Here is a 26,704-nt window from a genome sequence, read left to right on the forward strand (position 1 = left end):
CTAGAGCCGTCCCCTCACACGCCTCCGGCCCGCCGGGATCCTCGGATCCTGCGGGCCGGAGGCGCTCGTGCGTGCTCAGGCCCCAGTGACGGCGGAGGCGCTCGACGACAGCGGCCACCAGGGCGGCAGGACCTGCGCGAACGCGTCCAGGTAGAGATCCGGGTCTCGAGGATCCGGCAGGCGCAGCCACTCCTCCATCAGCGCGGCGGAACCGGCCGAGATGTAGGCGGCGGCACCACCGGGGAGGAAGCCCTCCTGGGGACCGTGACCGCACCGCTCGCGACCGCGTCGTTGACGGATCGGCGGAAGTGGCCGGCCAGCATGACGCGCAGGCCCGAGTCTCCTCCGGCGTCGTCGAAGGCGCCGAGGTAGAGAGAGCGGTGCCGCTCGAGGTGGTCCAGGATCCGCACCGTCGCCTCGCTGTTGGACGCATCCGCGGGATCGCCCTCGCCCAGGCGCGCCAGGTAGTCCACCCGGATCACGTCGAGCTCGATCGAGAGCGCCGCGGTGAGGAGCTCGGCGGCGGAGGCCGCGTGCGCGTAGAAGGTGGAGCGGTTCACTCCGGCGCGGTCGGTGATGTCCGAGACCGTGAGGCCCGAGACGGCGCGCTCGGTGGCGAGATCGATGATCGCCCTGTGCAGCGACTCCTGCGATCGTCTCTGCCGCGCGTCCATGCCGCCTCCCGTGCTGTCCGCCCCGCCACCGGTGATTCCGGGGCGCGGGCGCTCAGCGATTCTACGCAGGCGCGGACATGGCTCGTTTTCACTTCCGGGCCTGCGACCCGCTAAGATAGTCGAGTTGCACGGGCCACGAACCCGGACTGCCACGGGCTGTGGCGCAGCTTGGTAGCGCACTTGACTGGGGGTCAAGGGGTCGCAGGTTCAAATCCTGTCAGCCCGACAGAAAAACCCTGATGAGGAGCTCTTCTCATCAGGGTTTTGCTGTTTCCGGAGGCCACTTTTGGTCCCCCTCGACCTTTTGGCGGAGTTGGGCTGTGGACAACAGAAACCGCTGCCATGCCCTTCCTATGGATAAGGGGTTCAAAAGGGGACCAGAACTGCTCCCTGCCGATATGTGGGCATCTGATAAGGCATCAGAGGCCTCAGCATTGACGCTGCCTCGTGAGGCCTGGCGCTTTTGTCCGGAGGGGAGAGGAACGCTTCGGCCTGCTCCGCCGCGGAGGCAAGGTGCCGGTCATCGGGGTGCACGTACCCGCGGGGCGTTTCCATAGATGCGTGCCCAAGGTTCTCTTGAAGCACGTGCAGCGGCACGCCAGCGTCGGCCATCCATGTCGCCCGTGTGGCGGAGTCCGTGACGAGTTAGATCGGGCAAGCCAAGCCGCGCGACGATCGTGTCCCAATTGGTGGCATCCCGGGCAGTCGCCGTGGTGAGCACACCGCCCTCGGGCCCGACGAGGAGTTGGTCTTCGGGAGCTTTCCCCTCGGCCAAGTGCTCGAGTACGGGCCGGAGGGGTTCGAGAACAGGTAGGCGGCACATCACGCCGTGCGCACGTCTTCTCGGTGTCAAGATGGCTTTATGACACTTAGCGCGAACGACTCTCGTGTGGTCGCCGTTGCTCTCGGCTCTCTGTTCCCCGGTGACGGCGGGAAGCCAGTAGGCGACACCGATCGGAAGCAGTTCAAAGTGTCGTCGGACTGGCAGCTTCTTGCGGCTCGAGCACAGTTTGCCGAACCGCGAGGCGTTCTTGCCGGCATGCCCCACGGGTACATGGCGGAGATGCTGGGACGCGCTGCCGCCGCAGGGGAACAGCTCGGGCTGGCGCTCACAGCGGTCAGAGACGCGGAAGTCTGGCAGGACATCACGCCCGAGCCGAAGCAAGAGAACCGGAGGACCTTGGCGGGCCGAGCACTTGCAGAAGCCTCGGGTCTTTGGTCGATCAGCACCGGCCACGCGGCCGTGAACGTGGTTGCGCGCGTCGTGCGAGCGCACCACGACACGACATACTTGGACAAGGCGCTGCGGTGGAACGGTCCGCCCAAACCCTTCGTCGAGAGCCGGGATTCCAACCTCTCGCTCAACGCGGAAACCGTTAAAGCTCTTGCACGAGCAGCAAGGGAATCTGTTGAGCTGCCGCTTACCGCGCTCGTCGCTCCTTTGCGTGGCTGTAGTCGCAGACCCCGACTGGGGTGCACTAGCGGCACGCCGCGACGTGGGCTATCACCGTTGGCGACCCCAAAGCATCGAAGGCGGCGCGCTCACCTCAAACCCCTGGGTCGAGACAGGCGAACGCACAATGTCATTGAGTGTCGGGATCACGACCGGCCACGTGCCTCCGACCCTCGAAAGTCTCGTGCAAGAATCTCGAGCCGGATTTGACGCACTCTCCGCCGCAATGCGCGAGGTGTTCGACGCACTGCCTGCAGCAATGATCAGCGCGAACATCGGCATATGGAAAGTCGAGTAGTGTCTCGCCGCGACTGGTTTTAGGGGTTTCCGAGGTAGCGAGCATCCGTCCGGAAGACATCGGGCTCCGCATGGTGTAGCTGGTGCTGGACGACGACGGAGCGTTGATCCACCACAGCCCTTGTCCGGTTCCGAGGCCGGGGAGGAGCTTCTGTTCCGTGCCGGTGAGCCCGAGGGCCGCCGCGGTGGCGACCGAGCTGGTCGGCCTCTTGCCAGTAGATAGTCCGCGTTTTCGCATTCGCCAGCAGCGAGTTGGTGAGGGATCGCATGGCGGAGCCCTTGGTCGCCGCGACGTTGTCGAGGTCGGTGAGCTTGTGCGCAATCGCGTAATGCCGTGCCAGCCGCCACTGCGCATCCATGCGTTTCAGGAGCGCGGGGTAGGCTAGGAGTCGCCAGGCTTCGTCGTAGATCACCCACCGGTGCCCGCCGTTGAGGTCCATCAGCGCCACGTCCATCCACACGCTGGAACAGGTCATCAGCACCGAGATCAGCGTGGAGTTCTCCGCCACCCGCGTCAGGTCGAGACTGATCATCGGTAATGATGGGTCGAACCGCACTGTCGATGGCCCGTCGAACAGACCGGCGAGATTGCCGGCGACAAGGCGGCGCAGTGCGTGGCCGACGAGTCGTCCGTCTTCTGCGAGTCGCCCGTCGGTGTTGCTGGCCGGACCGGGGTCGAGGATGTGGTCGACGACCATGGCCAGGATCGGCACCTCCGATGACTGGACGCCATCTTGTAGGGCGAGGTCGATGGCGGTGCCGCTAGCTGAACGGCGCGGCCAGACGGCGAGTGGTGCGTCATGGGCGTGCGCCGCAGTCTCTCGTACCCGTAAAATGACGTTTGGGGGCATTGTCGTGGCGTGTCGCGACACCCAACAGTATCGGTCGTGTTCTCCTGGAGGTGAACGCTTAGGGTCGGCAAGGAGTCGTGACGCGTGGCAACGTACGCAGTGAAGCTGGAGCGTTCTGTCCCGCTAATCCTGCCCCGGCACCTCGACGCTCCTGAGGACGAAGATTTCGTCGAGTGGTGCGCCGCCGAGAAGATTTCAGGACGCCCTCGCGATAGACCTGTTCTCAGGAGCTGGAGGGCTTGGCGCTGGCGTCGAGGCAGCCGGGTGGACCGTAGTGGCGGCGGTTGACCATGACACAGCAGCTCTAGAGACGCACCGTGCCAACTTCCGCGGACGAGCGCTAGAAGTCGATATGTCCGACTCAATGCAGGTCGCCGTCCTTATCGAGGAGTTGCGTCCTCTCGGCATTGATCTCGTCGCAGGCGGGCCGCCGTGCCAGCCGTTCAGCAGGGCCGGTCGCGCGAAGATCCGTTCACTCGTCAACGAAGGAACGCGCGACGCGGTTGACGCGCGCAAGGAGCTTCTGGCGTTCGTTCATCGACGTGGTGCTCGCGCTTCGGCCTCGTGCCGTCCTCATGGAGAACGTGCCTGACATGGCTATCGGAGACGATCTCAAAGTCATTCGAGAAATTGCGGGCATCCTCGAAGACGAGGGCTATACCGTCGACTACAGACTCCTTGACGCGTGGAGACACGGCGTCCCCCAGCATCGCAAGCGATTCATCCTCCAAGCACGGAACGACGGAGCTCTGCCAGTATGGCCGAGCCTGAAGGACGATCCGCCGTCTGGTCCGCGACGCGATCGAGGATCCGCCCTCGCTGAATAACACCACCGGGGGCCGAGAACTGCCCTACCTGAGTGCACCCACACGGGCACTCGCGAAAGAGCTACGCGGTTCATCAAGCCCAGGCGTCATTTACGACCACATGACCCGTCCAGTGCGCGACGACGACCGCGAGGCATTTGAGCTGATGACCTCGTCGACCTCTACTCCGATCTCCCCGACCGTCTCAAGCGATACCGCTCCGATACCTTCAACGACAAATACAAACGGCTCGACTGGGACGACCTCAGCCGGACCATCACCGCGCACATCGCCAAGGACGGGTACTGGTACATCCACCCGGGAGAGCACCGCACCCTCACTGTCCGCGAGGCCGCGCGCATTCAGACGTTCCCCGACAGCTTCCGGTTCTTCGGAACTCGAAGCGACGCATTTCGCCAGATCGGAAACGCAGTCCCTCCGATTCTTGGCCGCGTCGTTGCTCAAGCGATCCTGCCACTCAGCGAGCCCGGACACGAGCCCGCGCCGCTGCCAGCGATGCGAGCTCACCTCACCCAATGGGCGCTCCGGCAGCGGCGGGCGACATGGTGGCTGTATCCCGGTCCAGATATGACCGCTGCCGCAGCCGCTATCGGCGCCTTGCTCGACGTGCATCGGCTGCCCTTTGCCTCAGCATTCGTCTCATGGAGCCGGTCCGGAGGGATTCAGGATCTGACGGCAAGATCCCTTCAACACATCGATATTCAGAATCTCAGCAAAACAAGGAAGCAATCCGTTCGAGACCTCCGCGAGATCTTGCGCAACGAGGAATCAGTCGACTCGACTCACTTCTGGCGACGCTGCTTGGTGCCGCCCAGCGCAAGGTCTTTGCACTCTTGCGTGGCGGTAACGAGCTGCTCGTAAACGAGCACATCGGCAAAGTTGTCACCCTCACTCATGGGCCTGCCGGAGGCGCAGACCGGACTGCACACCGACATTAAGGTTGCCTTGGCCCAATTGGTGTCCACCGGACCCGAAGCCGCACTGCGGATGAGCGCCATACGAGCGATCACAGTCTCCGAGGCGCGGGCGCACATCATGAGTCCTCTCGGTGCGGACCTTGAGAACTTGGGGATAGAGGAAGCGTCATGACCGATGAGATCGTAACCCGGCAACACGACCCAGCTACTCCGACCGGTTTTGGCGCGCTGAGACCACGAGCAACGTCTGCTGCGCACGCTGGGTAACGATCTCATCAGTAGTGACACAAGCTGCGCTCATCGAACTGGTCAAGAACTGCTACGACGCCGACGCAACTACTGCCATCATTCGCTTTCACGGACCTCTGGAAGAAGGCACCGGCAAGATCGAGGTTTGGGACGACGGGCACGGGATGGACGTTCCCCACTCTTCAGCGTTCGTGGCTCGACATCGCTACCGACACCAAAAAGCGCAAGCCCAAAAGTGACGGCGGACGACGCGTTCTCGGCGAGAAAGGCATCGGTCGGTTGGCCGCTGCAAGGCTCGGCAGCGAGCTGATGCTCGTGACCAGGATGGCGGACGCCATCGAGGTGAAGCTCCTCATCGACTGGACCCAGTTCGACCGCGACGACGCCTACCTTGATGAGATCGAAGTGGCGTGGGAGCTGGGCGACCCAGACCTCTTTTCTGAAAACGGCTCGGCCAACGAAGTCTTCTCCGACTCCGACAGCGAGACGCGGCAACGCGGACACGGAACCTTGCTGCAAATCGACAAGCTGACGCGCCGATGGACGGAGGAGGACTTCGTCGAACTTCGCACCGCGCTCACGCGATTGATCCGTCCCCGACCAGTCGCCAATACCGCGAACGAAGCGTCAATCACCGACGGTCCAGAACCCGCGACCCCTGAATTCCAGATCCTCATTGAACTTCTAGCGGTGCCAGAAGGACTGCAGGGTTCGCTGGTCCAGTAGACACCTCAGCAGATCTCCAGACACCCCATTATCGACTTAGCGGGTCCGTCGACAAGAACGGTTCAGCAAGCCTTCGTTACGTACAGCAGACCCCTCCGATCGACGAAGATCTCGGCACAAAACTGTTGTGGAACAACGACAAACGCGCGCCGAACGCCGGGCTCTTCGACTTCGAGATCAACGTATGGGATCGAGATAAAGACGCCATTCAGCGGACGCTTGAAGCGGCGAGTCCGAGTGGGCCAACGCCGACCTCAAAGGATTTGAAGGGGTTTCGCGAAACACTCGACGTTGTCGCGGGCGTCAGCATTTACAGGGACGGCTTCCGGGTACTGCCTTTCGGAGAGAGCGGTGACGACTGGCTAGGCCTAGACCTTCGACGCGTCCAAAGTCCTACCCGTAGGCTCTCCAACAATCAGATCATCGGCCACATCTTCATCGGAGCTGACAGCAATGAGGGTCTGAAAGACCAGTCGAACCGCGAGGGTTTTCTCGCAGGGCCGTCCTATTCAGACCTTCAGGCATTGGTCCGAGCTTCATTGAACGAGCTAGAGACCCGTCGATACACGGCACGACATCCCGATAAAGCGCCAACCGAGAAGAAGGGCGGGCTGTTCGAGAGGTTCGACCTTGGCGAGATACGCAGCGCACTCGCCGCGAGCTACCCTGGTGACACCCGACTCATCGGCCTGCTTGACGAGAAGAACCGCGACATCCAGCAAGGGGTAACCGAGGTTCAGCACGTCCTGTCGCGATACTCGCGTCTCGCCACGCTGGGATCACTGGTCGACCGTGTCCTTCACGACGGGCGAACAGTTGTTACGAGACTTAAGAACATTTCGCGTTTTGGGTCGCGCGATCTGGCGAAAGCATCTCTATCCGTGGATGAGAAAATCACGATCGCAGGGGATTCGATGGAGCAGACGGCTGTTCAAGCGCAGGTGCTCTCATCGCTCTTCAACCAAATTGAACCCTTCGGAGGACGCAAGCGCGAGTCGACCAAAGGAGATCCGCGTCAGCGATCTTATTCAGAAGGCAATCGCAATAATGCAGGTTGGGGCTGACGACAGTGGCGTGACCCTTGAAGCAGGTGAAACCGACGTCGTGACTCGTCTTGATGAAGCCGAGGTTCTAACGGTCCTGGTCAACCTCATTCAGAACGCGATCTATTGGGCCGCCACTCAGCCGAAGGACGCTTCGCGAAAAGTGCTTGTTGATGCGAGAAGCAACCCTGATGAGTCGTTGACGTTCGCAGTCAGCGACTCGGGACCGGGCGTTCCAGAGGGCATTCGGGGGCACGATCTTTGATCCATACTTCTCAAGCAAGCCCGAGGGAGTTGGCCTTGGTCTGAGCATTGTGGGCAACCTCGTTGAGGACATATACGAAGGCGAGCTCATCTTGGTAGACGAGGGACCGCTTGACGGTGCGACGTTTGAAGCGACTTTCAAGAGGCGGGCACAATGAGGGAGAAGGTTAGAGGTCCTCATCATTGAGGACAAGGCAGATCTCGCAGCAGATGCCAAGCGAGAAATTGAGGACGCCTTCGCCGAAAGCCCGGAGATCGAAGTGGAAGTTTCTGTCGAGACTGACTTCGATGATGGTTTTGCCAAGGTCAGCCGTGGCGAAAGGTGACGTGGTCGTCCTAGATGTCCGTCGCGATGCGTCCGATACCGTAACTGAGGATGAAACCGCCGGTCACGCTGTCTACCTTGAGATCAAAGAGGCCCGGTTCGCACCCGTCGTGTTCTGGACGGCGTTGCCCGGCAAGGTCGCCCACGAGGAAATGCTACCTCTGGTAACGGTGGTGGATAAAGAAGAGACCGAGAAGCTCCCTGCGGCGATCCGTGCGGCCGTTGAAAGCGGGGCCGTCATCACGATCAGCGGTATCGAGAAGCATGTTGCAACCGTCCTGCGGGCGCACATGTGGACGGAACTGGCCCCAAACTGGGCTGAGTATATTGAGGACGGTGACTCCTCAGATATTGCGCAAGTCCTCATAAGTCGCCTTGCGCGCGTACTCGTTGACGACCAAGAGCAGTCCTTCACCTCTCATCCCAGTCACCGCTACGTGTATCCACCGACTTCGGCCGTCCGCTCTCTGGAGACATTATGCGGGCGTCCGATCAGACATGGTGGGTGGCGCTGACTCCGGCATGTGATTTCGCTCAGCGCAAGGTCGGGTTTGTCCTCTTGGCGCAAGCGACCTTGCTTGAAAAACACTCCAAATACCTAGAGTGGAAGAACGAATTCACAGCCGAGAAGAATAAGGGCAAGGCAGAGCAAAACCGAGGTAAAGGCGAGTGGTCTAGTCTTCCGGCAGGACGTACTGGCGTCCACCCGAGGGCGATACCACTACTTGCCGAGGTTTCGAGATATCCCAGATCTTGTGATCGACCTTGAGGATGTACGTGCTGAAAAGCCTCGACGATCTCGCCTCCTACGAGCCGATCGCGTCCCTTGGTAGCCCCTTCGCAGAGTCGCTACTAATCCAGCACAGTCAGCATCGCGGACGTATTGGAGTTCCAGATTTTGATGTCGACGTCCTAAAGCGCGCCTTGCGGCAGAGGCATCGGGGTCTGCGAAGCCGTGACGGCGTGTACAAGACACTTGCGCTGGGGGACCAAAGGGGACCAGAAGCATGCAAACCATGCATCGCGCGACGTGTTCTGAATGATCTGATCTGCGGCACTAAGCGGTTTTTGGTGACTGTCGAGCCGTTTGGGCGACTGGGGGTCAAGGGGTCGCAGGTTCAAATCCTGTCAGCCCGACAGCAAGCCCCGGTGGAGAAGCCTCTTCCACCAGGGCTTCGTTGTTTCCAGGGGGTCTTCTTGCACGGGGTGCGGAGCGTAATCCGTTCTCGCCGGACGGCTACGCGTTCCGCGGCCATGCGAGACACGCAGAGCGACGGCCGGGAGCGGTGTGCGGGCGCTGACGGCGCTTCGCGGTGCTCCCGACCGACGTTCTGTGCGCGCTCTACTCGGCGGCGACGCGGATGAGGATCTTGCCGGTGGTGCCGGCCTCGACGGCGTCGTGGGCGGCGGCGGTCTCCTCGAGCGGGAACCACGTCAGGGGGAGTCCTGCGGCCTCTCCCACCGGGAGCGCTCCGTCGCGGAGGGCCGCGGTGATGTCCTCGGCGGCCGCCTGCAGGGGCTCCGGACCGACGGTGTAGAGCAGGAGGCCCTGCCAGCGGGCGTTCTTGGCGAAGCTGGGGACGATCGGGATCGTGAACTCGTCGCCGTTGTTGTTCGCGTAGTAGCCGATGCTGCCGTGGTTGGCGAGCACCTCCACGTCGAGCGCGGCGTTCTGCGCGGGAGCGACCTCGACGATGTGCTGCACGCCGTCGGGGAGCCAGCTCGCGGATGCGGTCGGCGAGGGCGTCGTCGGGGTACTGCAGCACGTGCTGCGCGCCGGCGGCGGAGGCGAGCTCGGCCTTCACGTCGCTGCTCACGGTGGCGATGACGGTGGCGCCGGCCCAGACCGCGAGCTGGATCGCGGCGTGGCCAACCGCTCCCGCCGCCGCCCTGGACGAGGACGGTGCGGCCGGCGAGAGCGCCGCGGAAGAGGCGGGTCGGGCCCTGCTCGTGGACGGTGAGGGCGCGGTGCGCGGTCATCGCCGGGACGCCGAGGCTGGCGGCGATGTCGAAGCCGATGCCCTCGGGCAGGCGGACGACGCGCTCGGCGGGGAGAACCGTGTACTCCTGCGCGCTGCCGGTGGGGCGCTGGTGGGCGGCGAGGAAGAACCAGACGCGGTCGCCTGCAGCGAGACCGCCCACCTCCGGAGCCGACGGCGTCGATGACGCCCGCGCCGTCCTGGTTCGGGACGACCTCGTCGAAGGCGAGATCGCCCTGGGCGCGGGCCTTCCAGTCGGTGGGATTCACTCCGGAGGCGACGACGCGAACGCGGACCTCGCCCTCCGCGGGCGCAACGGGCTCGCGGTCGACGAGGGACAGGACGGAGGAGGCGCCGGTGGCGCTGTAGACGATCGCTCTCATACCGAGTGCAAGGGCTCTGGGGAGCGCGGCATTCCCGCCGGTCGCGGGGCCTGTGCGATCGGGTCCTCCCGGGCTACCCTTCCGCCATGAGCAGGATCTTCCGCACCGCCGTCGCCGACGTCCATCCGCACTACGTGGCCAAGGTGGAGAAGAAGGGGCGCAGCGTCGAGGAGCTGCACGAGGTGATCCGCTGGCTGACCGGGTTCGAGGAGGCCGAGCTGCAGCGGCATCTGGCCGAGCGCACGACGTTCGAGGATTTCTTCGCGGCCGCACGCCTCCACCCGAACGCTCCGCTGATCACCGGGGTGATCTGCGGGATCCGGTGGAGGACGTCGAGGACCCGCTCATGCAGAGGATCCGCTACCTCGACAAGCTCGTGGACGAGCTGGCCAGGGGGAAGGCGATGGAGAAGGTGCTCCGACCGACCCCGGTGCCCGCGTCCTGGAGGACTACTTCGCGATCTTCGCGCGGCTGCGAGGTAGGCGAAGTAGATGGCGAAGCCGATCGCGAGCCAGACCAGGAAGCGCAGCCACGTCTCGATCGAGAGGTTGAGCATCAGGTAGGTGCAGATGAGCGCCGACAGGCCGGGCAGCCAGGGATTCAGCGGCACACGGAAGCCGCGCTTGGAGATCCGGCCGCGTGCGGCGCAGGACGATCACCCCGACCGAGACGAGGACGAACGCCGACAGCGTGCCGATGTTCACCATCTCCTCGAGGACGCCGATCGGCGTCAGCCCGGCGAGCAGGGCGACGACGACGGTGACGACGAGCGAGGTGACCCAGGGGGTGCGCAGGCGCGGGTGCACCGTCGCGAGGCGCTGGGGCAGCAGGCCGTCGCGGGACATCGCGAAGATGATCCGCGTCGCGCCGATCAGCAGGGTGAGCACGACGGTGGTGAGCCCCGCGACGGCACCGGCCGAGATGACCGTCGCCATCCAGGTCTGGCCGTGGTACGCGAAGGCGTTCGCGAGAGCGGCGGAGGGGTCGAGCTCGCGGTAGGGGACCATGCCGGTCACGACGAGGGCGACCGCGCAGTAGAGGACGGTGCAGATCGCGAGCGAGGCGATGATGCCGATGGGCATGTCGCGCTGCGGGTTCTTCGTCTCCTCGGCGGTCGTCGCGACGACGTCGAAGCCGATGTAGGCGAAGAAGACGAGGGAGGCGCCGGCGATGATGCCGCCGACTCCGAACGTGGCGGGCTCGATGCCGGAGAGGAACTGCAGCAGGGGCTGCGTGAGACCGGAGGCGGACTCCGTCGGGGCGGCCGGCGGGATGAAGGGGGAGTAGTTGGCCGTGTTGATGAACTGGATGCCCGCGATGATGACGAACAGGACGATGAAGAGCTTCACCGCGACGAGCACCATGTTGACGCGGAGGGACTCCTTGATGCCGAACGTCATGAGCCCGCCCAGCACGAGCACCAGGAGGATCGCGGGCACGTCGACGACTCCGCCGTACGAGATCGCCGGGGGCAGGACGATGCCGAGCTGTGCGAGGAAGGAGCCGAGGTAGGCGCTCCAGCCCTGGGCGACCACGCTCGCCCCGAGGAACAGCTCGAGGATCAGGTCCCAGCCGATGATCCAGGCGAAGAGCTCGCCGAGGGACGCGTACGCGAGAACGTGTAGGCGGAGCCCGACACCGGCACAGTGGAGGCGAACTCGGCGTAGCACATGGCGGCGAGGGCGCAGGCGAAGGCGGCGACGACGAAACTCAGCACGATCGCCGGGCCCGCGATGTCGTGCGCGGCGCGGCCGGTGAGGGTGAAGATGCCGGCGCCGATCACGACGCCGACGCCGAAGACGGTGAGGTCGAGGGCCGACAGCGACTTCCTTGAGGCGGAACTCGGGCTCGTCGGTGTCGGAGATCGACTGCTCGACGGATTTGGTGCGGAGGAGGCTCACGGTGGTTCTCTCTGGTGGGGCGGGAGGCGCGGAGGCCACCCTGGAGGATAGTCCCGCGTCTCGCCCCGCCGCAGCCGAGCGGCCGGGAGGCGAGGACGACCGCGGTGCACCCTCCGCGACTCGCACGCCCTGGTCAGCGCCGAGCTCGTCCGGCGCTCCTGGTCGTGGCGTCGCCCTCCGGCGCCGGATCACCAGGACCACCGCTGCGACGAGCGCGGCGACGACGAGCCAGGGCAGCAGGAATCCGATCCCGATGAGTGCGGCGTTGCCGGCCGCGACGAGCCCGCTCCAGCCCGTCGGCGAGGCCGTCGAGGAAGCCTGCAGGATTCGCGGACGTGACGGCCTCCTCGGGGAGGACGGTGACGGTCAGGGAGGCGAGCGCCAGCCCGGCTCTCGAGAGCGGTGAGCTGCTGCTGGATCGACTCGAGCTCGCCCTGCCGCTCGGTGAGGCGCGGATTCGGCGGCCAGCAGATCGGCGAGGCTGCCCGCCTGCGCGATGAGCTGGGTGAGGCGGTCGACCGAGGCGCTCGCCGCCTCCGAGCGGGCGCGGAGATCGACGGCCTCGAGCGTGACGTCCTGCTGGTCGAGGGTCGATGCCGTGACGGCGCCCAGCGAGTCGAGGAGTCGCGCGCCTCGGCGAGGCGATCGGAGGGGATGCGGATCGTGATCGAGCCGGCGCCGTCGGGCAGCGGCGTCGGGTAGGCGAGGCCGCCGGATCCGTCGTCCCCCGCGACGCCCTCCGCCTCGGTCGCCCCCAGGTCGACCCGGTCGGACGTGCTCGAGCGTTCGACGTACCCTCCGAGCGCCGAGGCGCTCGCGGAGAGCGTGCGGATCGCCTCGTCGACGGAACCCGCTCGCAGAGTGGCCGCGGCGGTCGACACGATCTCGCGTGAGGTCGCCTCCGCCGCACCGTCCGCGGGAGGGCCGTCCGCCGCGCCCGGGACGAAGGGTGCCGACTGCTCGCTCCCTCCTGCGCCGGAGTCGCCGTTCGCGCCGCCCGAGCCGTCCCCGGCGGGTTGCGGAGCGATCGCGGCGGAGTCGGACGCGCCGCTGGTGATGCCGTTCACGCTGACGAGGGGCCGACCACCACGGCGAGCGCCAGGATGCCCGCGGCGACTCCTGTGAGGGCGACAGCCCTGCGTCGGCGGAGTGCACGGGCCTGCCGCTGCGCGGCGAGGGCGCGGAACAGGCGGGTCTCGATCGCGGAGACGCGCTCGTCGTCGAGGGTCGGGAGGAGGACGGGGACTCGGTCATGGCTGCTCTGCTCCTCGGAAATCGTCGACCACGAGGCGGAGCCTGCGGCGGACCCTCGACAGGCGGTTGCGGACGGTGGCGTGGGTGACGCCCAGTTCACGGGCCGCCTCCTCGTAGCCGCGGCCCTCGGTGGCGCACAGGCGGAAGACAGCGCGATCGAGCTCGGAGAGCCCCTCCGTCTCACGGAGGACCGCCTCGGTCAGGGCGGCGATGACGATCTGCTGCTCGAGGATCGTGCGGGGAGGCGACCTCCTCATCGGTCTGGACCGTGCGCTCGCGCTCGCGCCGGACGGCCCTCATCCGGTTCGCCGCCTGGTACCGGCAGATGGTGACGAGCCACGGGAGGAGCGAGTCGCTGGCCAGCTCGAGGACCCTCGAGCTTGCTCCAGGCGAGGACGAAGGTCTCCTGCACGACCTCCTCGGCATTACCTGGGTCGCGCAGGATGCCGTGCGCGATCCAGTAGACCGGGCGGACGTACGCCCGGTAGAGCGTGCGGAAGGCAGCCTCACTGCCCGCCGCCGCCCGGCGGACGAGCTCGGCGTCCGTCGTCTCGTCGGTGATCATCGCGCCTCCCCTCGTCCGCTCTCACTGTGACAGTGTCGGCAGGAGGCGGATCGTCTCGGTTCCGCGTCGATCCCGTGACCGGAGGAGACCGGACGGCCGGATTCAGCCGGGGACGACGATCTGCTGCAGGGACCAGGTGTTGCCGTCCGGGTCGGCGAAGTGCACGAACTCGCCCCACGGCTGCGAGTCGATCTCCGATACGTCGGCTCCTCGGGAGAGGAGCTCCTCGCGGGCGGTGACCGCATCGGCGACGACCATCTGGAGTCCCTTCTGGGAGCCCGGCACCATGTCGGTGATTCCGGAGGCCGAGGACGACGGAGCAGGCCGAGCCCGGCGGAGTGAGCTGCACGAATCGCAGACCGTCGTGGACGACGACGTCGTGATCGGCGACGAAGCCGATGACGCGGGTGTAGAAGTCCTTCGCGCGATCGACGTCCGTGACCGGCACGGGGACGAGCTCGAGCTTCATCTCGATCATCTGACTCCCTCTCTCTGTGCTCCGACGGGGCGACGGAGCTGCGGATGAGGGCAGGCTACGGCGCGGACGGGAGAGTGCACCAGTGCGCAGAGGCAGCGAGCCGCGCGGTGGTTCCGGCTCGCAGCCGTGCTCCTCCACAGGCGAGCGGGCGCGGCAGGTCTCCACCGGATCCCACCTCACGCGTCCGCGCCCGTCGCGGACCGACGACGCTGTCCGCCATGCCTCCTCCTCGATCGCACCTCCGACCGTTCCCGTCCATCCGACCCCGACCTGCTGCGCGAGGTCGAGGCTTCGTCCGTGCGAAGGGCTTCGCCGACCTGCTCTCCGTCGTCCCGTCGCTCCTGGGCGTCCTCCCGCAGGAGTCCCTGGTGGTCGTCCCGTTCCTCGGGCGCCGCACCGTCGGCGGCTTCCGCCTCCCGCTCGCCGCGGAGCTGCGTCCGTCGGACGTCGACGCCCTCGCAGAGGGTGCGGTCGCCTCGCTGGCGGCGGTCCCCGAGGCGGACGGAGTCCTCGCCGTCGTCTACACCGATCGGAGCTTCGACGCGGAGGCGGGCATCCCGCTCCCGCAGCTGGGCCGGGCCCTCGTCGAGCGTCCCGAGCGCACCGACCTCGGGATCGTGGGGGTGGCGTGCGTGGCGTCCGACGGCTGGGGCAGGTACACGCTCCCCTCGGAGCGGCGGACTCCGCGTCCTCTCGCCGGGATCGAGGACAGCGAGTCCGGCCTCTTCTCGCGAGCGGTGGCGGACGAGCCGCTGGACGTGTCGGCGCTCGCCGTGCTCCCGGTGGTCGAGGAGGACGACCGCCGCGTCGTCGAGGCGGTGCTCGCGACGCCGCCGGGAGGGATGCTCGAGGACCCGACCGCTGTCGTCGAGCGATGGGCTGCAGGGGCCGTCTGGTCGCGCGGAGGGAGGGGCGGGTCCTCCAGCTCCTGCAGTCCCCGCCACTGCGCGACCAGCCGACGCTGCAGATCGCGCTCGGCCCTCACCGTGCGCGGTCGTCGTTCCTCCGCGTGGTCCGCCAGCAGGCGGAGCAGGAGTTCACCGGCGAGACGATGGACGAGATCATCGCGAGGGAGGCGGCGATCGGGCGCACCGATGCGAGGGACGTCGCCGACGCCGAGCTGCTGATGGGAGAGGGGCCTCGGGCCGGATCGCGGACGACTCGAGCGGGCGACGACCGCGCTGGCGCGGACAGCCGCGCTCGCTCCTCCCGGGGCGCGCGTGCCGGTCCTGACCGTGCTGGCCTGGTGCTGGTGGGCGCGCGGCGTCGGCTCCCTCGCCGCACTGCATCTCGGCGAGGCGCGGAGGCTCGATCCCGCGTACTCGATGGCGCAGCTCTACGAGTCGCTGTTCGCCGCCCGCCACGTGCCCGGCTGGGTCCTCGACGGCACCTCGCGGAGGCTGCTGGCGGCCGCGGAGCGCCGCTGATGTCCGGGGTGGCGGGACGATTCAGGGGAGAGGGGAGCGCGCGACCCGGGCCGCGAGGTCCGGCTCGTCGGATCCGGGCCGGCAGGTCTTCCCTTCCCGCTGACCCGAGGAGTAACGTGCAACCAAATGGTTGTAGATGTGGAAGACGACGAGCGGATCGACCGGGTAGTCCCGAAGCGCTCGCCGACGCCACCCGGCGCGACATCGTCGCCCGGGTGTTGCAGAGCGAGCAGTCGGTCTCGGTGCTGGCGTCGGAGTACGCGATGTCGTTCGCCGCGGTGCAGAAGCACGTCGCGGTGCTCGAGCGCGCGTCGCTCGTGCGCAAGCGACGCAGCGGACGGGAGCAGCTCGTGAGCGGAGAGGTCGAGGCGCTGCAGCGGGCAGCGCGACTCCTCGACGCCTACGAGGAGCTCTGGCGCGGACGCATCGACCGCATCACCGGCCTCCTCGCCGAGGAGGGCGGCAGCCGACCGCAGAACCGAGGAGAGGGAGCGCACGATGACCGTGCTGGAGTCCGTCAAGGACGTCGAGAACCTGACCATGACCATCACCGCGGAGTTCGACGCGGGGATCGACCGCGTCTGGCGCATTCTGGGTCGAGCCGCGACTGCTCGAGCGGTGGTGGGGGCCGCCGACCTGGCCGGCGACCTTCGAGCGGCATGAGGCTGTTCCGGGGAGCCGCAGCAGCTACTACATGACCGGCCCCGATGGGGAGAAGGCCCGGGGATGGTGGCTCGTGACCGCGGTGGAGGAGCCCGCGCGCTTCGAGTTCGACGACGGCTTCGCCGACGACGACGGGAACCCGGTGGACGAGCACGGCACGACTCACGCCGTCGTCACCCTCGAGGAGGCTGCCGGGCGTACCCGGATGGTCGTCCGCTCGGCCTTCGAGTCGGTGGAGCAGCTCGAGCAGATGGTCCAGATGGGCATGGAGGAGGGGATGCGCCAGGCGATGGGCCAGATCGACGCGCTCCTCACGGAGTGAGGGCTCAGTCGGTCAGGGCGGCGGCGTACGCGGCGACGGACCGTCGATAGCGGGGCAGGGTGGGGGTGAGGGCCTCGAGAGCGGTGCGCAGCGCCTCGGCGGGGCGTCCCGCGCTGTGCAGCGCGCAGAGCGAGGAAGACCTCGCGAGCCGCTCCGACGGAGGGGTGTGGGTCCGCCGCGCGCAGCAGGGCGCGACGGCCTCTTCGTGCCGACCGAGGTTCCGAAGGGTGGAGGCGTACTGGATGCTCAGCTGCGCCCGGCGCTCCTCGTCGAGACCGAGCTCCAGCGCCCGCTCGTACTCGGCGGCGGCCTCGGTCTCGTGAACGGCGCTGTCGAGCGCACCGCCCAGCTCGAATCGGCCTCGACCGCCGTCGCCCGGGTAGCTCGCGGCGAGCACGCGCATCCGCTCGACGACGTCGTCGCCCTCCTCCTGCAGACGGTCCGCCGCCCGCTGCCAGGCGTCGAGGTCCTCGGCGGCGGGACGGGGCGGATGGTCGGCGGGGCGGGGCGAGTCGGTCACGAGGCGAGGCCAGCGGGAGAGGCCGACGGGCGAGGGCCGACGTGGTCCCGGAGGCTCGAGCACGCCGTTCACGACGCGGGGATCGAGCCTCCGGAACCCGGAGCGACGGTGTCAGGCGGTGCCGTCGGCGGCGGAGGTGGGGGAGTCGGGGCTGGTCGACGCGGAGGAGTCGGCCGTGGTGGGCGCGGGCGCGCCGGCGCCCGCCGAGCGGCGACCCGCCTCGACGGCGGCGGTCGAGGCGGCGGCGCCGGCGACGAGCGCGAGCAGCGCCCATCCGGCGCCCCACTTCGACCTTGCCGACCAGGGCGTCGAGCGAGAGCGGACCGGGACCGTCGGCGACGACCGCGGCGGTCGCCGCGACGAGCAGTCCGTTGAACTCCCAGCCTCCCCCCGCGTTCCAGAGGCCGTTGCTCCAGTGCACCTTCCGCACCGCGGTGACCATCGGGCCACGAGACCCGCGGCGGCGAGCGGAGTGACCGCTCCGAGGGCCAGTGCGGCACCGCCGGCGGTCTCGGTGACCGCGGCCGCGAGGGCGTTGCGGCGCGGCGGGTGCATCCCGAGGCTCTGCATCATCTGCGAAGTGCCCTCCAGGCCCGGACCGCCGAACGAGCCGCGGAGCTTCTGCAGTCCGTGTCCGACGAACAGTCCGCCGACGGCGAGACGGAGAACGAGCGAGCCGACCTTCATGGGTGACCTCCTGATGCGAGTGGGAGCGTGCGTGGTAGCGAGAGTCGCCGCTCCCAGCTCCTGGGTCAAGGGGTCGCGGAGGCGCGTCGGGACGCTCCGGGAGACGCCGGACGGCGGAGTCGAGCGGACGCACTGGAGAGAAGGGAATGCGGTCAACCGGTTCGCCTCCTATGATCGAGCTGGATCGACTCGAAGGAGAGCACGCATGACCGGACGCCTCATCGGCAAGAACGCCCTCGTCACCGGAGCCGGCTCCGGCATCGGCCGGGCCGTCGCGGAGCGGTTCGCCCGCGAAGGGGCCCGCGTGGCCTTCACGGACCGGGACCTCGACGCGGCGCGCGACGCGGCCGGCGCCTACCCGGATGCTGTCGCCGTCGCGCTCGACATCTCGGACGAGGCGAGCGTCGAGGCCGCCTTCGCACAGCTCGACGCGGACGGCCGTGCTCCCGACGTCGTCGTCGCGAACGCCGGCGTGCAGCTCTTCGGACAGGACGCGAAGATCGCCGACCTGAGCCCGGAGGCGTGGCGCAGGACGATCGACATCAACCTCACCGGCACCTTCCTGACCGTGAAGCACGCGGTCAGGGCGATGCAGGGCCGCGGCGGCTCGATCGTCCTCCACCGGCAGCCCCACGGGGCTGAACGGCGAGGGCCAGGACTTCACCGCCTACAGCAGCTCCAAGGCCGGCATCCACGGCCTCGGCCGCACGGTCGCCGCCGCCTACGCCGGCGAGGGCATCCGCGTGAACACCGTGGTGCCCGGCTACACCGAGACCCCGCTGGTGACCGCGATCTCGGGGACGCCGAGGCGCGCGCCGCGATCGTCTCGCGGATCCCGATCGGGCGACCGGGCTCGGCCGAGGACGTCGAGGGCATCATGGTCTACCTCGCGAGCGACGAGTCCTCGTACGCCACCGGCGCGCTCTTCCGCGTCGACGGCGGCATGACCACCCTGTGACCATGGGGCCGATCGGCATCCGCCCCGCCGCTCCGACGATCCCGGCCGCGCTGCTGCTCCCGGCCGAGCGCGACGAGCGGGAGGTGCGCTGCGGCTCCATGGACCCTGCGCACCGCCGAGGGTCGACTGGACGAGATCCGCTTCGCAGGGGCGCGGATCCTCCGGGGAGTGCGGTTCGTCGTCCGCGACCGCGACTGGGGGACCTTCGCGACCACGCGCGCCGACCTGAGCGCGAAGGACTCCGGGCTCGTCATCGAGGGGGTGAGCGAGAGCGGTTCCGCCCGCGTCGAGTGGACGCTGAGCGCCCGCTTCGAGGAGTCGGCCCTCCTGCTCTCCCCCGAGGCGCGCGCCGCCACCGCTCTGCTGCGCAACCGGCTCGGTCTCGTCGTCCTGCACGGAGCCGAGGCGGCCGAGAGCCGCTCGAAGGTCCGCCGCACCGACGGCTCCGTCGAGCGGATGCGCTTCCCGACGCGGATCGCCCCGCATCAGCCGGCCCGCGACATCACCGGTCTCGCGTGGGCGGCGAGCGGAGTGGCGGTGACGGCGGCGTTCGACGGCGACGTCTTCGAGATGGAGGACCAGCGCAACTGGACGGACGCGTCGTTCAAGACGTACTCCACTCCGCTGGACCTGCCGTTCCCGGTCGCGGTGGCCGAGGGGGAGGTCGTCCGGCAGAGCGTCCGGATCGAATGCTCCGCGACGCCGACCCCGGCGGAGGACGAGCCGGACGGGCTGCGCCTCGCCCTCGCCGGGCACCTGGTTCCCCGAGATCCTCACGGGGGTGTCGAGCGCACCGTCGGCGGCTCGACCGGCGGAGAGCCGATCGTCGGCGCCGGCCTGCTCGTCGAGTGCGACCCGCGCTGGGCCGGCTGGCGGCGGGCACTCGCCCGCGCCCTCGAGGACGCGCAGGAGCGGAGCATCGACCTCCGGATCGTCGCGGCGGAACCGGACGACGTCGCGCGGGTCCTCGATGCCGTCGGCGACGCTCCGCTCGCCCGCCTCGGCGTCTACGCCGCGCACGGCCACCGCAGCACTCCCGAGCTCCTGGACGCGGCCCGGCGCGCGGTGGGCGGGACGGGCATCGAGGTGCTCGGCGGCGTCCGCTCGCACTTCACCGAGCTCAACCGGGGAGCGCAGGAGCTCGCCGTCGTCGACGCTCCGCTCGCCTTCAGCCTGACCGCCTTCATGCACGACACCTCGGGGCACCAGCTCGTGGAGTCGCTCGGGACCCAGCGCACGGTCGCGCGGGACGCCCTGGCGATCGCCGACGGCCGTCGACTGCGCATCGGCCCGATCACACTCGGGGCGCGGATGAACGCGGTCTCGACGTCGCCGTTCGACCCGGGGGACGCCGACGTCGACGCCCACGGCTACGGCCCGCAGCACCTGCCCGGTGCGACCGACCCGCGGCAGTCCTCGCCGGCGCTCGCCGCGTGGGTCGTGGGGAGCCTCGCCGCTCTGGCGCAGCCCGGCGTCGACTCGCTCGCCTACTTCGAGGAGTGGGGACCCCGCGGGGCATCCGGTACACCGGCGGGCCGGGTGCTGGAGTGGGCCGCCGAGATCGGCGGCGGCGAGGTCGTGACCGTCGACGCGGCTCCGCTCCCGCTGGTGGCGATCGGCGTGCAGCGGGAGGGGAGCAGCTGCTCCTCGTCGGCAACCTCGGCGCCACCGCGATCGAGCCGTCGCGGGACGGCGTGCACGAGTGGCGGCGGTCGCTCGACGGCTCCCGCGGGGACGGCCCGCTCCGGCTGGCTCCCGGCGAGGCCGCCCGCGTCGTGCGGACGGTTCAGCCCAGCGGCGTGTAGGTCGACGCCTCGAGCACGACCGTGCCGTCGGTGCAGACCTCGAGGGCGGCCGGAGCGCTGACCGCCGGATCGAGGTCGTCGACGACCTCGGCGACGATCCGGGCGGACACGGCGGAGGGGCAGCCGTAGGCGCCGGGGGAGTGGCGGACGACGCGGACCTCGGCCCGGCCGGCGGGCTGCAGGGTGAGCAGGCCGCCCGGGTTCGGTCCGACCGCGGCGGCGACCGCGCCGATGCGCACGCCGTCGGCGTCCGTCGGGTAGACGCCCGGGATGCCGGCGAGCGCACAGGGCAGCGACGACGCGTTGGTGAAGACGAGGTCGAACGCACTGGAGCCGGCGCCGGAGGCGTCGGGATCGGGGCGGTACTCGAGCGCGAGGTCGCCCCCGTGGCAGCGCTCGACGGGAGCGGGAGCGGGAGCGGGAGCGGGAGCGGCCGGAGCCGGTGCCTCCGGGACCGACGCCTCGGGAGCGGGCGCTGCGGGGAGGGTGCGATCGGCGAGGCGGTGGGCGCCTCCGGAGTCGGCGTCGCACCGGGCGTCGCCGTCGATGCCGCCGTCGGCGTCGCGCTCGGCACCGCCGTCGGCGACGCGCTCACCGGCCTGGGCAGCGGCGTCCGGGAGGAGGGCGATGTCGGCGCGCCCCGCGCAGCCGGCGAGCAGGACGCAGGGCGGCGGCGACGGCGAGCACCGCGGAGCTCGACCGGCCCGGGAAGGTCGTCATGCGCCGAGTCTGCCACCGACCGCGTCGATCAGCTCCTCGAGTCCGCCAGTCGGCGCGAGGCGGTGCTCATGTGCGACTCCATCGCCCGCGCGGCCGCGGCCGGATCGCGCGCCTCGGAGTGCCTCCAGCACGGCGCGGTGCTCGGCGAAGGCGTCGCGCGCCTGCTGCGGGTCGCTGAGCGCGCGCTCGACCCACAGCCGCAGCAGCGAGCGGATGGTCTGCAGCAGGTCGCGGAGCACCACGTTGCCGCAGCTGACCGCGATCTGCAGGTGGAAGCGCACGTCGGCCTCGACGAAGGCCGCGAGGTCGTCCAGGTGCGACTCCATCGCGTCCAGGTGCGCGCGCAGCTTCGCCAGGTCGGCGTCCTCGATGCGGAGTGCCGCGAGCATCGCCGCCTGGATCTCGAGCCCGCTCCGCACCTCGATCAGCTCGGCCGTGCGGCCGGCGGAGAGCATCAGCCCCCAGCTCAGCGTCGTCGGCAGGAGCTCCGACGTGCTGTCGCGGAGGTAGGTGCCGGAGCCCGGGCGCACCGTGACGATGCCGAGGATCTCGAGCGCCGCGAGGGCCTCGCGCACGGCCGAGCGGCCCACTCCAGGCTCTCGGCGAGCTGGCGCTCGGGGCAGGCGCGACCCGGGTGCCAGATCACCCGTGGTGAGGAGGGAGGTCAGCTGCTTCGCCACTTCGGCGACCGCGGTGCCGCGGGGGAGCACCTGGAGCTCCAGGCGCACGAGGGACGGGTCGTCTTCGGGATACGCCGGCATGCGACGACCGTAGCAACGGCTCGCGTGGGGCAGGAGACGCCACGCGACAGCCGAACCGGTTGACACTTGCGGCGGAACGGAGCATCATCGAATTGGTCAACCGGTCAGCCAATTTGGCCCGGTACCCCAACACAGTCGTTGATAAGGATCTGGAGATCGACGTGGACCTTTCCTCTCAGACCACCGCCGGTGGTCCGGCCGCGGCCGACGCCGCCGTCGAGAAGAGCGCGATCAGGAAGATCTCGGTGCGCCTCGTGCCGTTCGTCGCCCTGATGTTCTTCATCAACTACCTCGATCGCACGGCGATCGGCTTCGCCGCTCCCAACGGCATGGAGGCCGATCTCGCCCTCTCGGCGGCCCAGTTCGGCTTCGCCTCCGGCGTCTTCTTCATCGGCTACATCCTCCTCGAAGTGCCCAGCAACCTGGCGCTGCACCGCTTCGGCGCGCGCGCTGGCTCGCCCGCATCATGGTGAGCTGGGGCGTCGTGGCGCTGCTGTTCACGTGGGTGCAGAACTTCGAGCAGCTGGTGGTGCTCCGCTTCCTGCTCGGAGTCGCGGAGGCAGGCTTCTTCCCCGGCGCGATCCTGTTCCTCAGCCTCTGGGTGCCGGCGAAGCACCGCTCCAAGATCCTCGCGCTCTTCTACCTGGCGCAGCCGCTCACCACGGTCATCGGCGCTCCGCTCGCGGGTCTCCTGATCGAGCAGGACGGCATCTTCGGCCTCGAGGGCTGGCGCTTCATGTTCCTCGGCGTCTCGCTCCCCGCGATCGTCGTCGGACTCATCGCCTGGTTCTACCTCAAAGACAGGCCCTCAGACGCGAAGTGGCTGACGCGCGAGGAGCAGGTCTGGCTCACGACGGCGCTGCAGCGCGAGGAGGACGTCAAGACCAAGGGCGTCACGACCCACCCGAAGATGTCCTCCGCTTTCAGGAGCGGCCGCGTCTGGATGCTCAGCTTCGTGTACTTCGGCTTCATCTACGGCCTCTACGCGCTGGCGTTCTTCCTCCCCACGATCATCGAGGGCTTCCAGGAGCAGTACGGCACCACGTTCGGCATCTTCGAGAAGGGCCTGATCACCGCGATCCCCTACGTGCTCCGCGGCGATCGCGCTCTACCTCTGGTCGCGCGATGCGACGCGTCGCGGAGTGCGCACCTGGCACATCGTGATCCCGGCGATCGCGGTGGATCGAGCATCCCGCTCGCGCTGTTCGCCGGCTCGCCGGCCGCGACGATCGCTGTGATCACGGTGACCGCGATGGCGATCTTCTCGGCCCTGCCCAACTTCTGGACGTTCCCGACCCGCTTCCTCACGGGAGCGGCCGCGGCGGCCGGCATCGCCCTGATCAACACGGTCGGCAACCTCGCCGGCTTCTCGGCGCCGTACATCACCGGAGCCCTGAGCGACGCGACCGGCGGCTACGAGATCCCGATGTTCGTCGTCGGCTTCTTCCTGCTGCTCTCGGCCGTGCTGATGGCACTGCTCGCGCGGCGCTACAAGGACGCCCCGAGCGTCGACGTGATCGCCCACCGACGCACACCGCCACCACGACAAGGACCCCGAGATGACCCGGCTCTACAACGATCCTTCCGATTTCGCCGACGAGATGATCGACGGATTCGCCGCCGCGAACCGCCGCTTCGTGCGGCGCGTGCCCGGAGGAGTGGTGCGCTCGACCGAGGTCGCCCCCGGAACGGTCGCGCTCGTGGTCGGCGGCGGCTCCGGCCACTACCCGGCCTTCGGCGGGCTGGTCGGCCAGGGCCTCGCGCACGGCGCGGCGATGGGGAACCTCTTCGCCTCTCCGTCCGCGCAGCAGGTCCACTCGGTCGCCACGGCCGCCGAGCACGGGGGCGGCGTGCTGCTGAGCTACGGCAACTACGCGGGAGACGTGCTGAACTTCGACGCGGCGCAACGGCGCCTGCGCGACGAGGGGATCGACGTCCGCACCGTCACGGTCACCGACGACATCTCGAGCGCGAGCGTCTCCGAGAAGCACAAGCGCCGCGGCATCGCGGGCGATCTGACCGTGTTCAAGGTCGCCGGAGCCGCCTGCGGAGGAGGGCGCGTCCCTGGACGACGTCGAGCGCCTCCGCGATCCGCGCCAACGAGCGCACGCGCTCCTTCGGCGTCGCGTTCTCGGGCTGCTCGCTGCCCGGGGCGTCGGAGCCGCTGTTCACCGTCCCCGAGGGGCGGATGGCCGTCGGCATGGGCATCCACGGCGAGCCCGGCATCCGCGAGGACGACGTGCCCTCGGCCGACGGACTCGCCGAACTGCTGGTCGAGTCGCTCCTCGCCGAGCGCCCGGACGACGTCGCCGAGCTCGAGGGGACTCGACTCGTCGTGATCCTCAACGGCCTGGGCTCGGTGAAGTACGAGGAGCTGTTCGTCGTCTACTCGGGCGTCGAGCGCCGCCTGCGCGAGCGCGGCGTCGAGATCGTCGAGCCGGAGGTCGGCGAGCTGGTGACCAGCTTCGACATCGCCGGCGTCTCGCTCACCTTCTTCTGGGTCGACGAGGAGCTCGAGCGGCTCTGGTCGGCTCCCGTCGAGACGCCCGCCTACCGCAAGGGCGCCGTCCGCGCCGCCGCCCAGGTGGCGGAGCAGGCGGTCGTCGAGAGCGCCCGCGCCGAGATCGGAGCCTCCAGCGAGGAGTCCCGCGCCGCGGCCGGCACCGTGCTCGCGGCCCTCGAGGCGACGCAGCGCGTGATCGACGAGAACGCCGACGAGCTCAGGTCGGATCGACGCGGTCGCCGGTGACGGCGACCACGGCATCGGGATGCAGCGCGGGGTGCACGCGGCCGTCGCAGCCGCCCGGGCCGCCCACGAGGAGCGAGCGGGAGCCGGCACCGTGCTCGACGCCGCCGGCGACGGCCTGGTCGGACCGCGCGGGCGGCACCTCCGGAGCCCTCTGGGGGCCGCGCTCGGCGCAGTGGGCGCGGCTCTCGGCGACGAGGGCCGGCCCGACGCGGCCGCGGGTGCTGACCGGAGTCGACGGCGCGCGGACCGCGATCCTCGCCTTCGGCGCGAGCGTCGGGGACAAGACGATGGTCGACTCCCTCGTGCCGTTCGCCGACGTGCTCGGCGAGCGGATCGGCGCGGGCGACTCCTCGCCGACGCCTGGACCCGTGCGGCCGGGGCCTGCACCGACGCCGCTGCCGCCACCGCGCAGCTGCTGCCCCGGATGGGCCGCGCCCGCCCGCACGCCGAGAAGAGCCTCGGCACCCCCGACGCGGCGCGCACTCGCTCGCCCTGATCGTCACCGCCGTCGGCGCCGTGCTCCGCGAGAGCGCAGCCAGCCCGTCCAGCACCGACGCGTAACGTCGCACACCGTCACCCCGGCACCCGCCAGCAAGGAGAGAGCACCATGAGCGCACCGTTCCGCATCGTCGTCGGATCCGACGACGCCGGTTTCACCTACAAGGAGATCATCAAGGCCGATCTCGAGAAGGACGCGCGCGTCGCGACCCTCGTCGACGTGGGAGTGGACGCCGACTCCCACACGCCGTACCCCAGCGTCGCCATCGCCGCCGCCGAGATGATCGCCCGCGGCGAGGCCGACCGAGCCGTGCTGATCTGCGGCACGGGACTGGGCGTCGCCATCGCGGCGAACAAGGTCGCGGGGGTCCGCGCCGTCACCGCGCACGACTCCTTCTCGGTCGAGCGCTTCGATCCTCTCCAACGACGCGCAGGTGCTCTGCATGGGTCAGCGCGTCGTCGGCATGGAGCTCGCCCGCCGCCTCGCGAAGGAGTGGCTGGGCTACGAGTTCGACACCTCCTCCGCCTCGGCCGAGAAGGTGCAGATCATCGAGGCGTACGAGGAGGGCCGCGCCGACGAGGCTCCGGTCTCCGTCCTCGCCCGCGTCGTGCTGACCCCGGACGCCTCGCCCGCCTTCACCGTGGGCGTGAGCCTGAAGATGTACTTCGGTCACGAGCGCACCCTGGAGTGGAGCCGTCGCGTCGTCGAGATCGCGCGGACCCACGAGGCGGTGACGTCGGGAGTGGTCGAGCTGTTCGTCGTGCCGACGTTCCCCTCGCTCGTGCCGGTCGGCGCGCTCGTCGACGGCTCCGGAGTCGCCCTCGGCGCCCAGGACCTCTTCTGGGAGGACGAGGGTGCGTTCACCGGCGAGGTGAGCGGCTCCGAGCTCCGCGAGATCGGCTGCCGCCTGGTCGAGATCGGCCACGCCGAGCGCCGAGCGCTGTTCGGCGACGACGACGAGCGGATCCGCCAGAAGGTCGCCGCCGCGTTCCGCAACGACCTCGTGCCGCTGCTCTGCGTCGGCGAGACCGAGCGCGGCAGCGTCGAGGACGCCGTCGCGCTCGTGCTCGCCCAGATCACGTCGGTGCTCGACGCGGCCGACGCCGCGGGCTCGACCGGCCCGGTGCTCGCGGCCTACGAGCCCGTCTGGGCCATCGGCGCGCCCGAGCCCGCCGACCTCGGCCTTCATCGCCGGGGTGGTCACCGCGCTTGAAGCGGCGCTGATCGCGCTCCCGGGGCGTGTCGGCAGCCGCGTGATCTACGGCGGCAGCGCCGGGCCCGGTCTCCTGACCGCGCTCGAGGGCCGGGTCCCCGGACTCTTCCTCGGCCGCTTCGCGCACGACCCCGAGGCCGTGCGGACGATCCTCGACGAGGCGCTCGCGCTCGCGGAGGCCCGCCCGTGACGAT

The 26,704-nt window shown here is 69.0% G+C and carries 22 protein-coding genes, 1 tRNA gene and 15 pseudogenes; 23 read left to right on the top strand and 15 right to left on the bottom strand.

Annotated elements, in window-relative coordinates:
• Positions 1-197: 197 nt before the first annotated feature.
• Positions 198-674, bottom strand: coding sequence for a TetR/AcrR family transcriptional regulator (locus tag AC0CII_RS02950; RefSeq protein WP_465228640.1), 477 nt, complete (start codon positions 672-674; stop codon positions 198-200).
• Between the two features lie 152 nt (positions 675-826).
• Between AC0CII_RS02950 and AC0CII_RS02955 the strand changes: the two genes are divergently transcribed.
• Positions 827-900 (top strand) — tRNA-Pro (locus tag AC0CII_RS02955).
• 140 nt (positions 901-1,040) lie between these two features.
• Here the strand turns inward: AC0CII_RS02955 and AC0CII_RS02960 are convergent.
• Complete coding sequence (locus AC0CII_RS02960; protein ID WP_465228641.1) at positions 1,041-1,286, bottom strand: hypothetical protein; 246 nt, start codon at positions 1,284-1,286, stop codon at positions 1,041-1,043.
• Between the two features lie 1,158 nt (positions 1,287-2,444).
• Positions 2,445-3,182, bottom strand: a pseudogene (locus AC0CII_RS02965) (ATP-binding protein); the annotation flags it as partial.
• 310 nt (positions 3,183-3,492) lie between these two features.
• Between AC0CII_RS02965 and AC0CII_RS02970 the strand changes: the two are divergent.
• The 3 genes and pseudogenes from AC0CII_RS02970 to AC0CII_RS02980 all read left to right on the top strand — a co-directional run.
• Positions 3,493-3,720: pseudogene (locus AC0CII_RS02970) on the top strand (DNA cytosine methyltransferase); the annotation flags it as partial.
• The gene (locus tag AC0CII_RS02975) at positions 3,683-4,102 is read left to right on the top strand and encodes a DNA cytosine methyltransferase (RefSeq protein WP_465228642.1); all 420 of its coding nucleotides are present in this window, start codon (positions 3,683-3,685) and stop codon (positions 4,100-4,102) included. The pseudogene AC0CII_RS02970 and the gene AC0CII_RS02975, both read left to right, overlap by 38 nt.
• Positions 4,103-4,324: 222 nt before the next feature.
• Positions 4,325-4,963: pseudogene (locus tag AC0CII_RS02980) on the top strand (DNA cytosine methyltransferase); the annotation flags it as partial.
• On the opposite strand, the gene AC0CII_RS02985 reads toward AC0CII_RS02980, so the two are convergent.
• On the bottom strand, positions 4,885-5,139 hold the full coding sequence (locus AC0CII_RS02985; protein WP_465228643.1) for a hypothetical protein: 255 nt from the start codon (positions 5,137-5,139) through the stop codon (positions 4,885-4,887). The pseudogene AC0CII_RS02980 and the gene AC0CII_RS02985 sit on opposite strands and share 79 nt — an antisense overlap.
• 161 nt (positions 5,140-5,300) lie before the next feature.
• Between AC0CII_RS02985 and AC0CII_RS02990 the strand changes: the two genes are divergently transcribed.
• The 5 genes from AC0CII_RS02990 to AC0CII_RS03010 all read left to right on the top strand — a co-directional run bounded on the left by AC0CII_RS02990 (position 5,301) and on the right by AC0CII_RS03010 (position 8,141).
• The gene (locus tag AC0CII_RS02990; RefSeq protein ID WP_465228644.1) at positions 5,301-5,507 is read left to right on the top strand and encodes an ATP-binding protein; all 207 of its coding nucleotides are present in this window, start codon (positions 5,301-5,303) and stop codon (positions 5,505-5,507) included.
• 85 nt (positions 5,508-5,592) lie between these two features.
• Complete coding sequence (locus AC0CII_RS02995) at positions 5,593-5,994, top strand: hypothetical protein (RefSeq protein ID WP_465228645.1); 402 nt, start codon at positions 5,593-5,595, stop codon at positions 5,992-5,994.
• A 125-nt stretch (positions 5,995-6,119) separates the two neighbouring features.
• On the top strand, positions 6,120-7,058 hold the full coding sequence (locus tag AC0CII_RS03000; protein ID WP_465228646.1) for a hypothetical protein: 939 nt from the start codon (positions 6,120-6,122) through the stop codon (positions 7,056-7,058).
• 10 nt (positions 7,059-7,068) lie between these two features.
• Positions 7,069-7,302, top strand: a complete 234-nt coding sequence (locus AC0CII_RS03005) for a hypothetical protein (RefSeq protein WP_465228647.1) — start codon at positions 7,069-7,071, stop codon at positions 7,300-7,302.
• A gap of 311 nt (positions 7,303-7,613) precedes the next feature.
• Positions 7,614-8,141, top strand: a complete 528-nt coding sequence (locus AC0CII_RS03010; RefSeq protein WP_465228648.1) for a hypothetical protein — start codon at positions 7,614-7,616, stop codon at positions 8,139-8,141.
• A gap of 827 nt (positions 8,142-8,968) precedes the next feature.
• Here the strand turns inward: AC0CII_RS03010 and AC0CII_RS03015 are convergent.
• Positions 8,969-9,988: pseudogene (locus tag AC0CII_RS03015) on the bottom strand (NADPH:quinone reductase).
• Positions 9,989-10,074: 86 nt separating this feature from the next.
• On the opposite strand from AC0CII_RS03015, the pseudogene AC0CII_RS03020 reads away from it, so the two are divergent.
• Positions 10,075-10,409, top strand: a pseudogene (locus AC0CII_RS03020) (DUF2200 domain-containing protein); the annotation flags it as partial.
• Positions 10,410-10,427: 18 nt separating this feature from the next.
• Here AC0CII_RS03020 and AC0CII_RS03025 read toward each other — a convergent pair.
• The 5 genes and pseudogenes from AC0CII_RS03025 to AC0CII_RS03045 all read right to left on the bottom strand — a co-directional run.
• Positions 10,428-11,889: pseudogene (locus AC0CII_RS03025) on the bottom strand (amino acid permease); the annotation flags it as partial.
• A gap of 366 nt (positions 11,890-12,255) precedes the next feature.
• The gene (locus tag AC0CII_RS03030; protein WP_465228649.1) at positions 12,256-13,143 is read right to left on the bottom strand and encodes a DUF4349 domain-containing protein; all 888 of its coding nucleotides are present in this window, start codon (positions 13,141-13,143) and stop codon (positions 12,256-12,258) included.
• Positions 13,140-13,400 carry a sigma factor-like helix-turn-helix DNA-binding protein gene (locus AC0CII_RS03035; protein WP_465228650.1) on the bottom strand — a complete coding sequence of 87 codons (261 nt, stop codon included), beginning with the start codon at positions 13,398-13,400 and terminating at the stop codon, positions 13,140-13,142. Before AC0CII_RS03035 ends, AC0CII_RS03030 begins: the two co-directional genes overlap by 4 nt.
• The gene (locus tag AC0CII_RS03040) at positions 13,397-13,708 is read right to left on the bottom strand and encodes an RNA polymerase sigma factor (RefSeq protein WP_465228651.1); all 312 of its coding nucleotides are present in this window, start codon (positions 13,706-13,708) and stop codon (positions 13,397-13,399) included. Before AC0CII_RS03040 ends, AC0CII_RS03035 begins: the two co-directional genes overlap by 4 nt.
• Before the next feature lie 102 nt (positions 13,709-13,810).
• Positions 13,811-14,183, bottom strand: a pseudogene (locus tag AC0CII_RS03045) (VOC family protein).
• Between the two features lie 221 nt (positions 14,184-14,404).
• Between AC0CII_RS03045 and AC0CII_RS03050 the strand changes: the two are divergent.
• The 4 genes and pseudogenes from AC0CII_RS03050 to AC0CII_RS03065 all read left to right on the top strand — a co-directional run bounded on the left by AC0CII_RS03050 (position 14,405) and on the right by AC0CII_RS03065 (position 16,598).
• The gene (locus AC0CII_RS03050) at positions 14,405-15,313 is read left to right on the top strand and encodes a DUF4192 family protein (RefSeq protein WP_465228652.1); all 909 of its coding nucleotides are present in this window, start codon (positions 14,405-14,407) and stop codon (positions 15,311-15,313) included.
• Between the two features lie 33 nt (positions 15,314-15,346).
• Positions 15,347-15,613 (top strand): annotated as a pseudogene (locus AC0CII_RS03055) (DUF4192 family protein); the annotation flags it as partial.
• Positions 15,614-15,739: 126 nt separating this feature from the next.
• Positions 15,740-16,068 (top strand): annotated as a pseudogene (locus AC0CII_RS03060) (ArsR/SmtB family transcription factor); the annotation flags it as partial.
• Between the two features lie 43 nt (positions 16,069-16,111).
• A pseudogene (locus tag AC0CII_RS03065) lies at positions 16,112-16,598 on the top strand (SRPBCC family protein).
• A 4-nt stretch (positions 16,599-16,602) separates the two neighbouring features.
• On the opposite strand, the gene AC0CII_RS03070 reads toward AC0CII_RS03065, so the two are convergent.
• A complete protein-coding gene (locus tag AC0CII_RS03070) occupies positions 16,603-17,190 on the bottom strand; it encodes a tetratricopeptide repeat protein (RefSeq protein WP_465228653.1) in 588 nt (195 codons plus the stop codon).
• Positions 17,191-17,229: 39 nt separating this feature from the next.
• Positions 17,230-17,805, bottom strand: coding sequence for a DoxX family protein (locus AC0CII_RS03075; RefSeq protein WP_465228654.1), 576 nt, complete (start codon positions 17,803-17,805; stop codon positions 17,230-17,232).
• A 205-nt stretch (positions 17,806-18,010) separates the two neighbouring features.
• Here AC0CII_RS03075 and AC0CII_RS03080 point away from each other — a divergent pair, with 205 nt between their 5' ends.
• Positions 18,011-18,763 carry an SDR family NAD(P)-dependent oxidoreductase gene (locus tag AC0CII_RS03080; protein ID WP_465228655.1) on the top strand — a complete coding sequence of 251 codons (753 nt, stop codon included), beginning with the start codon at positions 18,011-18,013 and terminating at the stop codon, positions 18,761-18,763.
• Positions 18,764-18,835: 72 nt separating this feature from the next.
• Positions 18,836-20,629, top strand: a pseudogene (locus tag AC0CII_RS03085) (hypothetical protein); the annotation flags it as partial.
• Here the strand turns inward: AC0CII_RS03085 and AC0CII_RS03090 are convergent.
• From AC0CII_RS03090 to AC0CII_RS03100, 3 genes are read right to left on the bottom strand one after another with little or no spacing between them, the layout of a single operon-like run.
• The gene (locus tag AC0CII_RS03090; RefSeq protein ID WP_465229021.1) at positions 20,550-21,197 is read right to left on the bottom strand and encodes a DUF4232 domain-containing protein; all 648 of its coding nucleotides are present in this window, start codon (positions 21,195-21,197) and stop codon (positions 20,550-20,552) included. The pseudogene AC0CII_RS03085 and the gene AC0CII_RS03090 overlap by 80 nt on opposite strands.
• A complete protein-coding gene (locus tag AC0CII_RS03095) occupies positions 21,160-21,288 on the bottom strand; it encodes a hypothetical protein (protein ID WP_465228656.1) in 129 nt (42 codons plus the stop codon). Before AC0CII_RS03095 ends, AC0CII_RS03090 begins: the two co-directional genes overlap by 38 nt.
• Complete coding sequence (locus tag AC0CII_RS03100) at positions 21,285-22,016, bottom strand: FadR/GntR family transcriptional regulator (RefSeq protein ID WP_465228657.1); 732 nt, start codon at positions 22,014-22,016, stop codon at positions 21,285-21,287. The genes AC0CII_RS03095 and AC0CII_RS03100 overlap by 4 nt, the downstream gene beginning before the upstream one ends.
• 305 nt (positions 22,017-22,321) lie before the next feature.
• Between AC0CII_RS03100 and AC0CII_RS03105 the strand changes: the two are divergent.
• The 7 genes and pseudogenes from AC0CII_RS03105 to AC0CII_RS03135 all read left to right on the top strand — a co-directional run.
• Positions 22,322-23,550 (top strand): annotated as a pseudogene (locus tag AC0CII_RS03105) (MFS transporter); the annotation flags it as partial.
• 100 nt (positions 23,551-23,650) lie between these two features.
• Positions 23,651-24,040, top strand: a pseudogene (locus tag AC0CII_RS03110) (dihydroxyacetone kinase subunit DhaK); the annotation flags it as partial.
• 152 nt (positions 24,041-24,192) lie between these two features.
• Entirely contained in the window at positions 24,193-24,798 is a 606-nt protein-coding gene (locus AC0CII_RS03115; RefSeq protein ID WP_465229022.1) for a dihydroxyacetone kinase subunit DhaK, read from the top strand.
• A gap of 167 nt (positions 24,799-24,965) precedes the next feature.
• A pseudogene (locus tag AC0CII_RS03120) lies at positions 24,966-25,294 on the top strand (DAK2 domain-containing protein); the annotation flags it as partial.
• Between the two features lie 111 nt (positions 25,295-25,405).
• A pseudogene (locus AC0CII_RS03125) lies at positions 25,406-25,859 on the top strand (ribose-5-phosphate isomerase); the annotation flags it as partial.
• 96 nt (positions 25,860-25,955) lie between these two features.
• Complete coding sequence (locus AC0CII_RS03130) at positions 25,956-26,510, top strand: triose-phosphate isomerase family protein (RefSeq protein ID WP_465229023.1); 555 nt, start codon at positions 25,956-25,958, stop codon at positions 26,508-26,510.
• A complete protein-coding gene (locus AC0CII_RS03135; protein WP_465228658.1) occupies positions 26,494-26,700 on the top strand; it encodes a hypothetical protein in 207 nt (68 codons plus the stop codon). The genes AC0CII_RS03130 and AC0CII_RS03135 overlap by 17 nt, the downstream gene beginning before the upstream one ends.
• Positions 26,701-26,704 lie beyond the last annotated feature (4 nt).

The organism is Rathayibacter sp. AC182 (assembly GCF_979253875.1).

What these genes read in the sequence shown, in the direction of transcription:
- AC0CII_RS02950 (WP_465228640.1), bottom strand. Translation starts at nt 674, where the DNA reads ATGGACGCGCGGCAGAGACGATCGCAGGAGTCGCTGCACAGGGCGATC.
- AC0CII_RS02960 (WP_465228641.1), bottom strand. Translation starts at nt 1,286, where the DNA reads ATGGCCGACGCTGGCGTGCCGCTGCACGTGCTTCAAGAGAACCTTGGG.
- AC0CII_RS02985 (WP_465228643.1), bottom strand. Translation starts at nt 5,139, where the DNA reads ATGATGTGCGCCCGCGCCTCGGAGACTGTGATCGCTCGTATGGCGCTC.
- AC0CII_RS02995 (WP_465228645.1), top strand. Translation starts at nt 5,593, where the DNA reads ATGGCGGACGCCATCGAGGTGAAGCTCCTCATCGACTGGACCCAGTTC.
- AC0CII_RS03030 (WP_465228649.1), bottom strand. Translation starts at nt 13,143, where the DNA reads ATGACCGAGTCCCCGTCCTCCTCCCGACCCTCGACGACGAGCGCGTCT.
- AC0CII_RS03035 (WP_465228650.1), bottom strand. Translation starts at nt 13,400, where the DNA reads ATGAGGAGGTCGCCTCCCCGCACGATCCTCGAGCAGCAGATCGTCATC.
- AC0CII_RS03040 (WP_465228651.1), bottom strand. Translation starts at nt 13,708, where the DNA reads ATGATCACCGACGAGACGACGGACGCCGAGCTCGTCCGCCGGGCGGCG.
- AC0CII_RS03050 (WP_465228652.1), top strand. Translation starts at nt 14,405, where the DNA reads ATGCCTCCTCCTCGATCGCACCTCCGACCGTTCCCGTCCATCCGACCC.
- AC0CII_RS03075 (WP_465228654.1), bottom strand. Translation starts at nt 17,805, where the DNA reads ATGAAGGTCGGCTCGCTCGTTCTCCGTCTCGCCGTCGGCGGACTGTTC.
- AC0CII_RS03080 (WP_465228655.1), top strand. Translation starts at nt 18,011, where the DNA reads ATGACCGGACGCCTCATCGGCAAGAACGCCCTCGTCACCGGAGCCGGC.
- AC0CII_RS03095 (WP_465228656.1), bottom strand. Translation starts at nt 21,288, where the DNA reads ATGACGACCTTCCCGGGCCGGTCGAGCTCCGCGGTGCTCGCCGTCGCC.
- AC0CII_RS03130 (WP_465229023.1), top strand. Translation starts at nt 25,956, where the DNA reads ATGTACTTCGGTCACGAGCGCACCCTGGAGTGGAGCCGTCGCGTCGTC.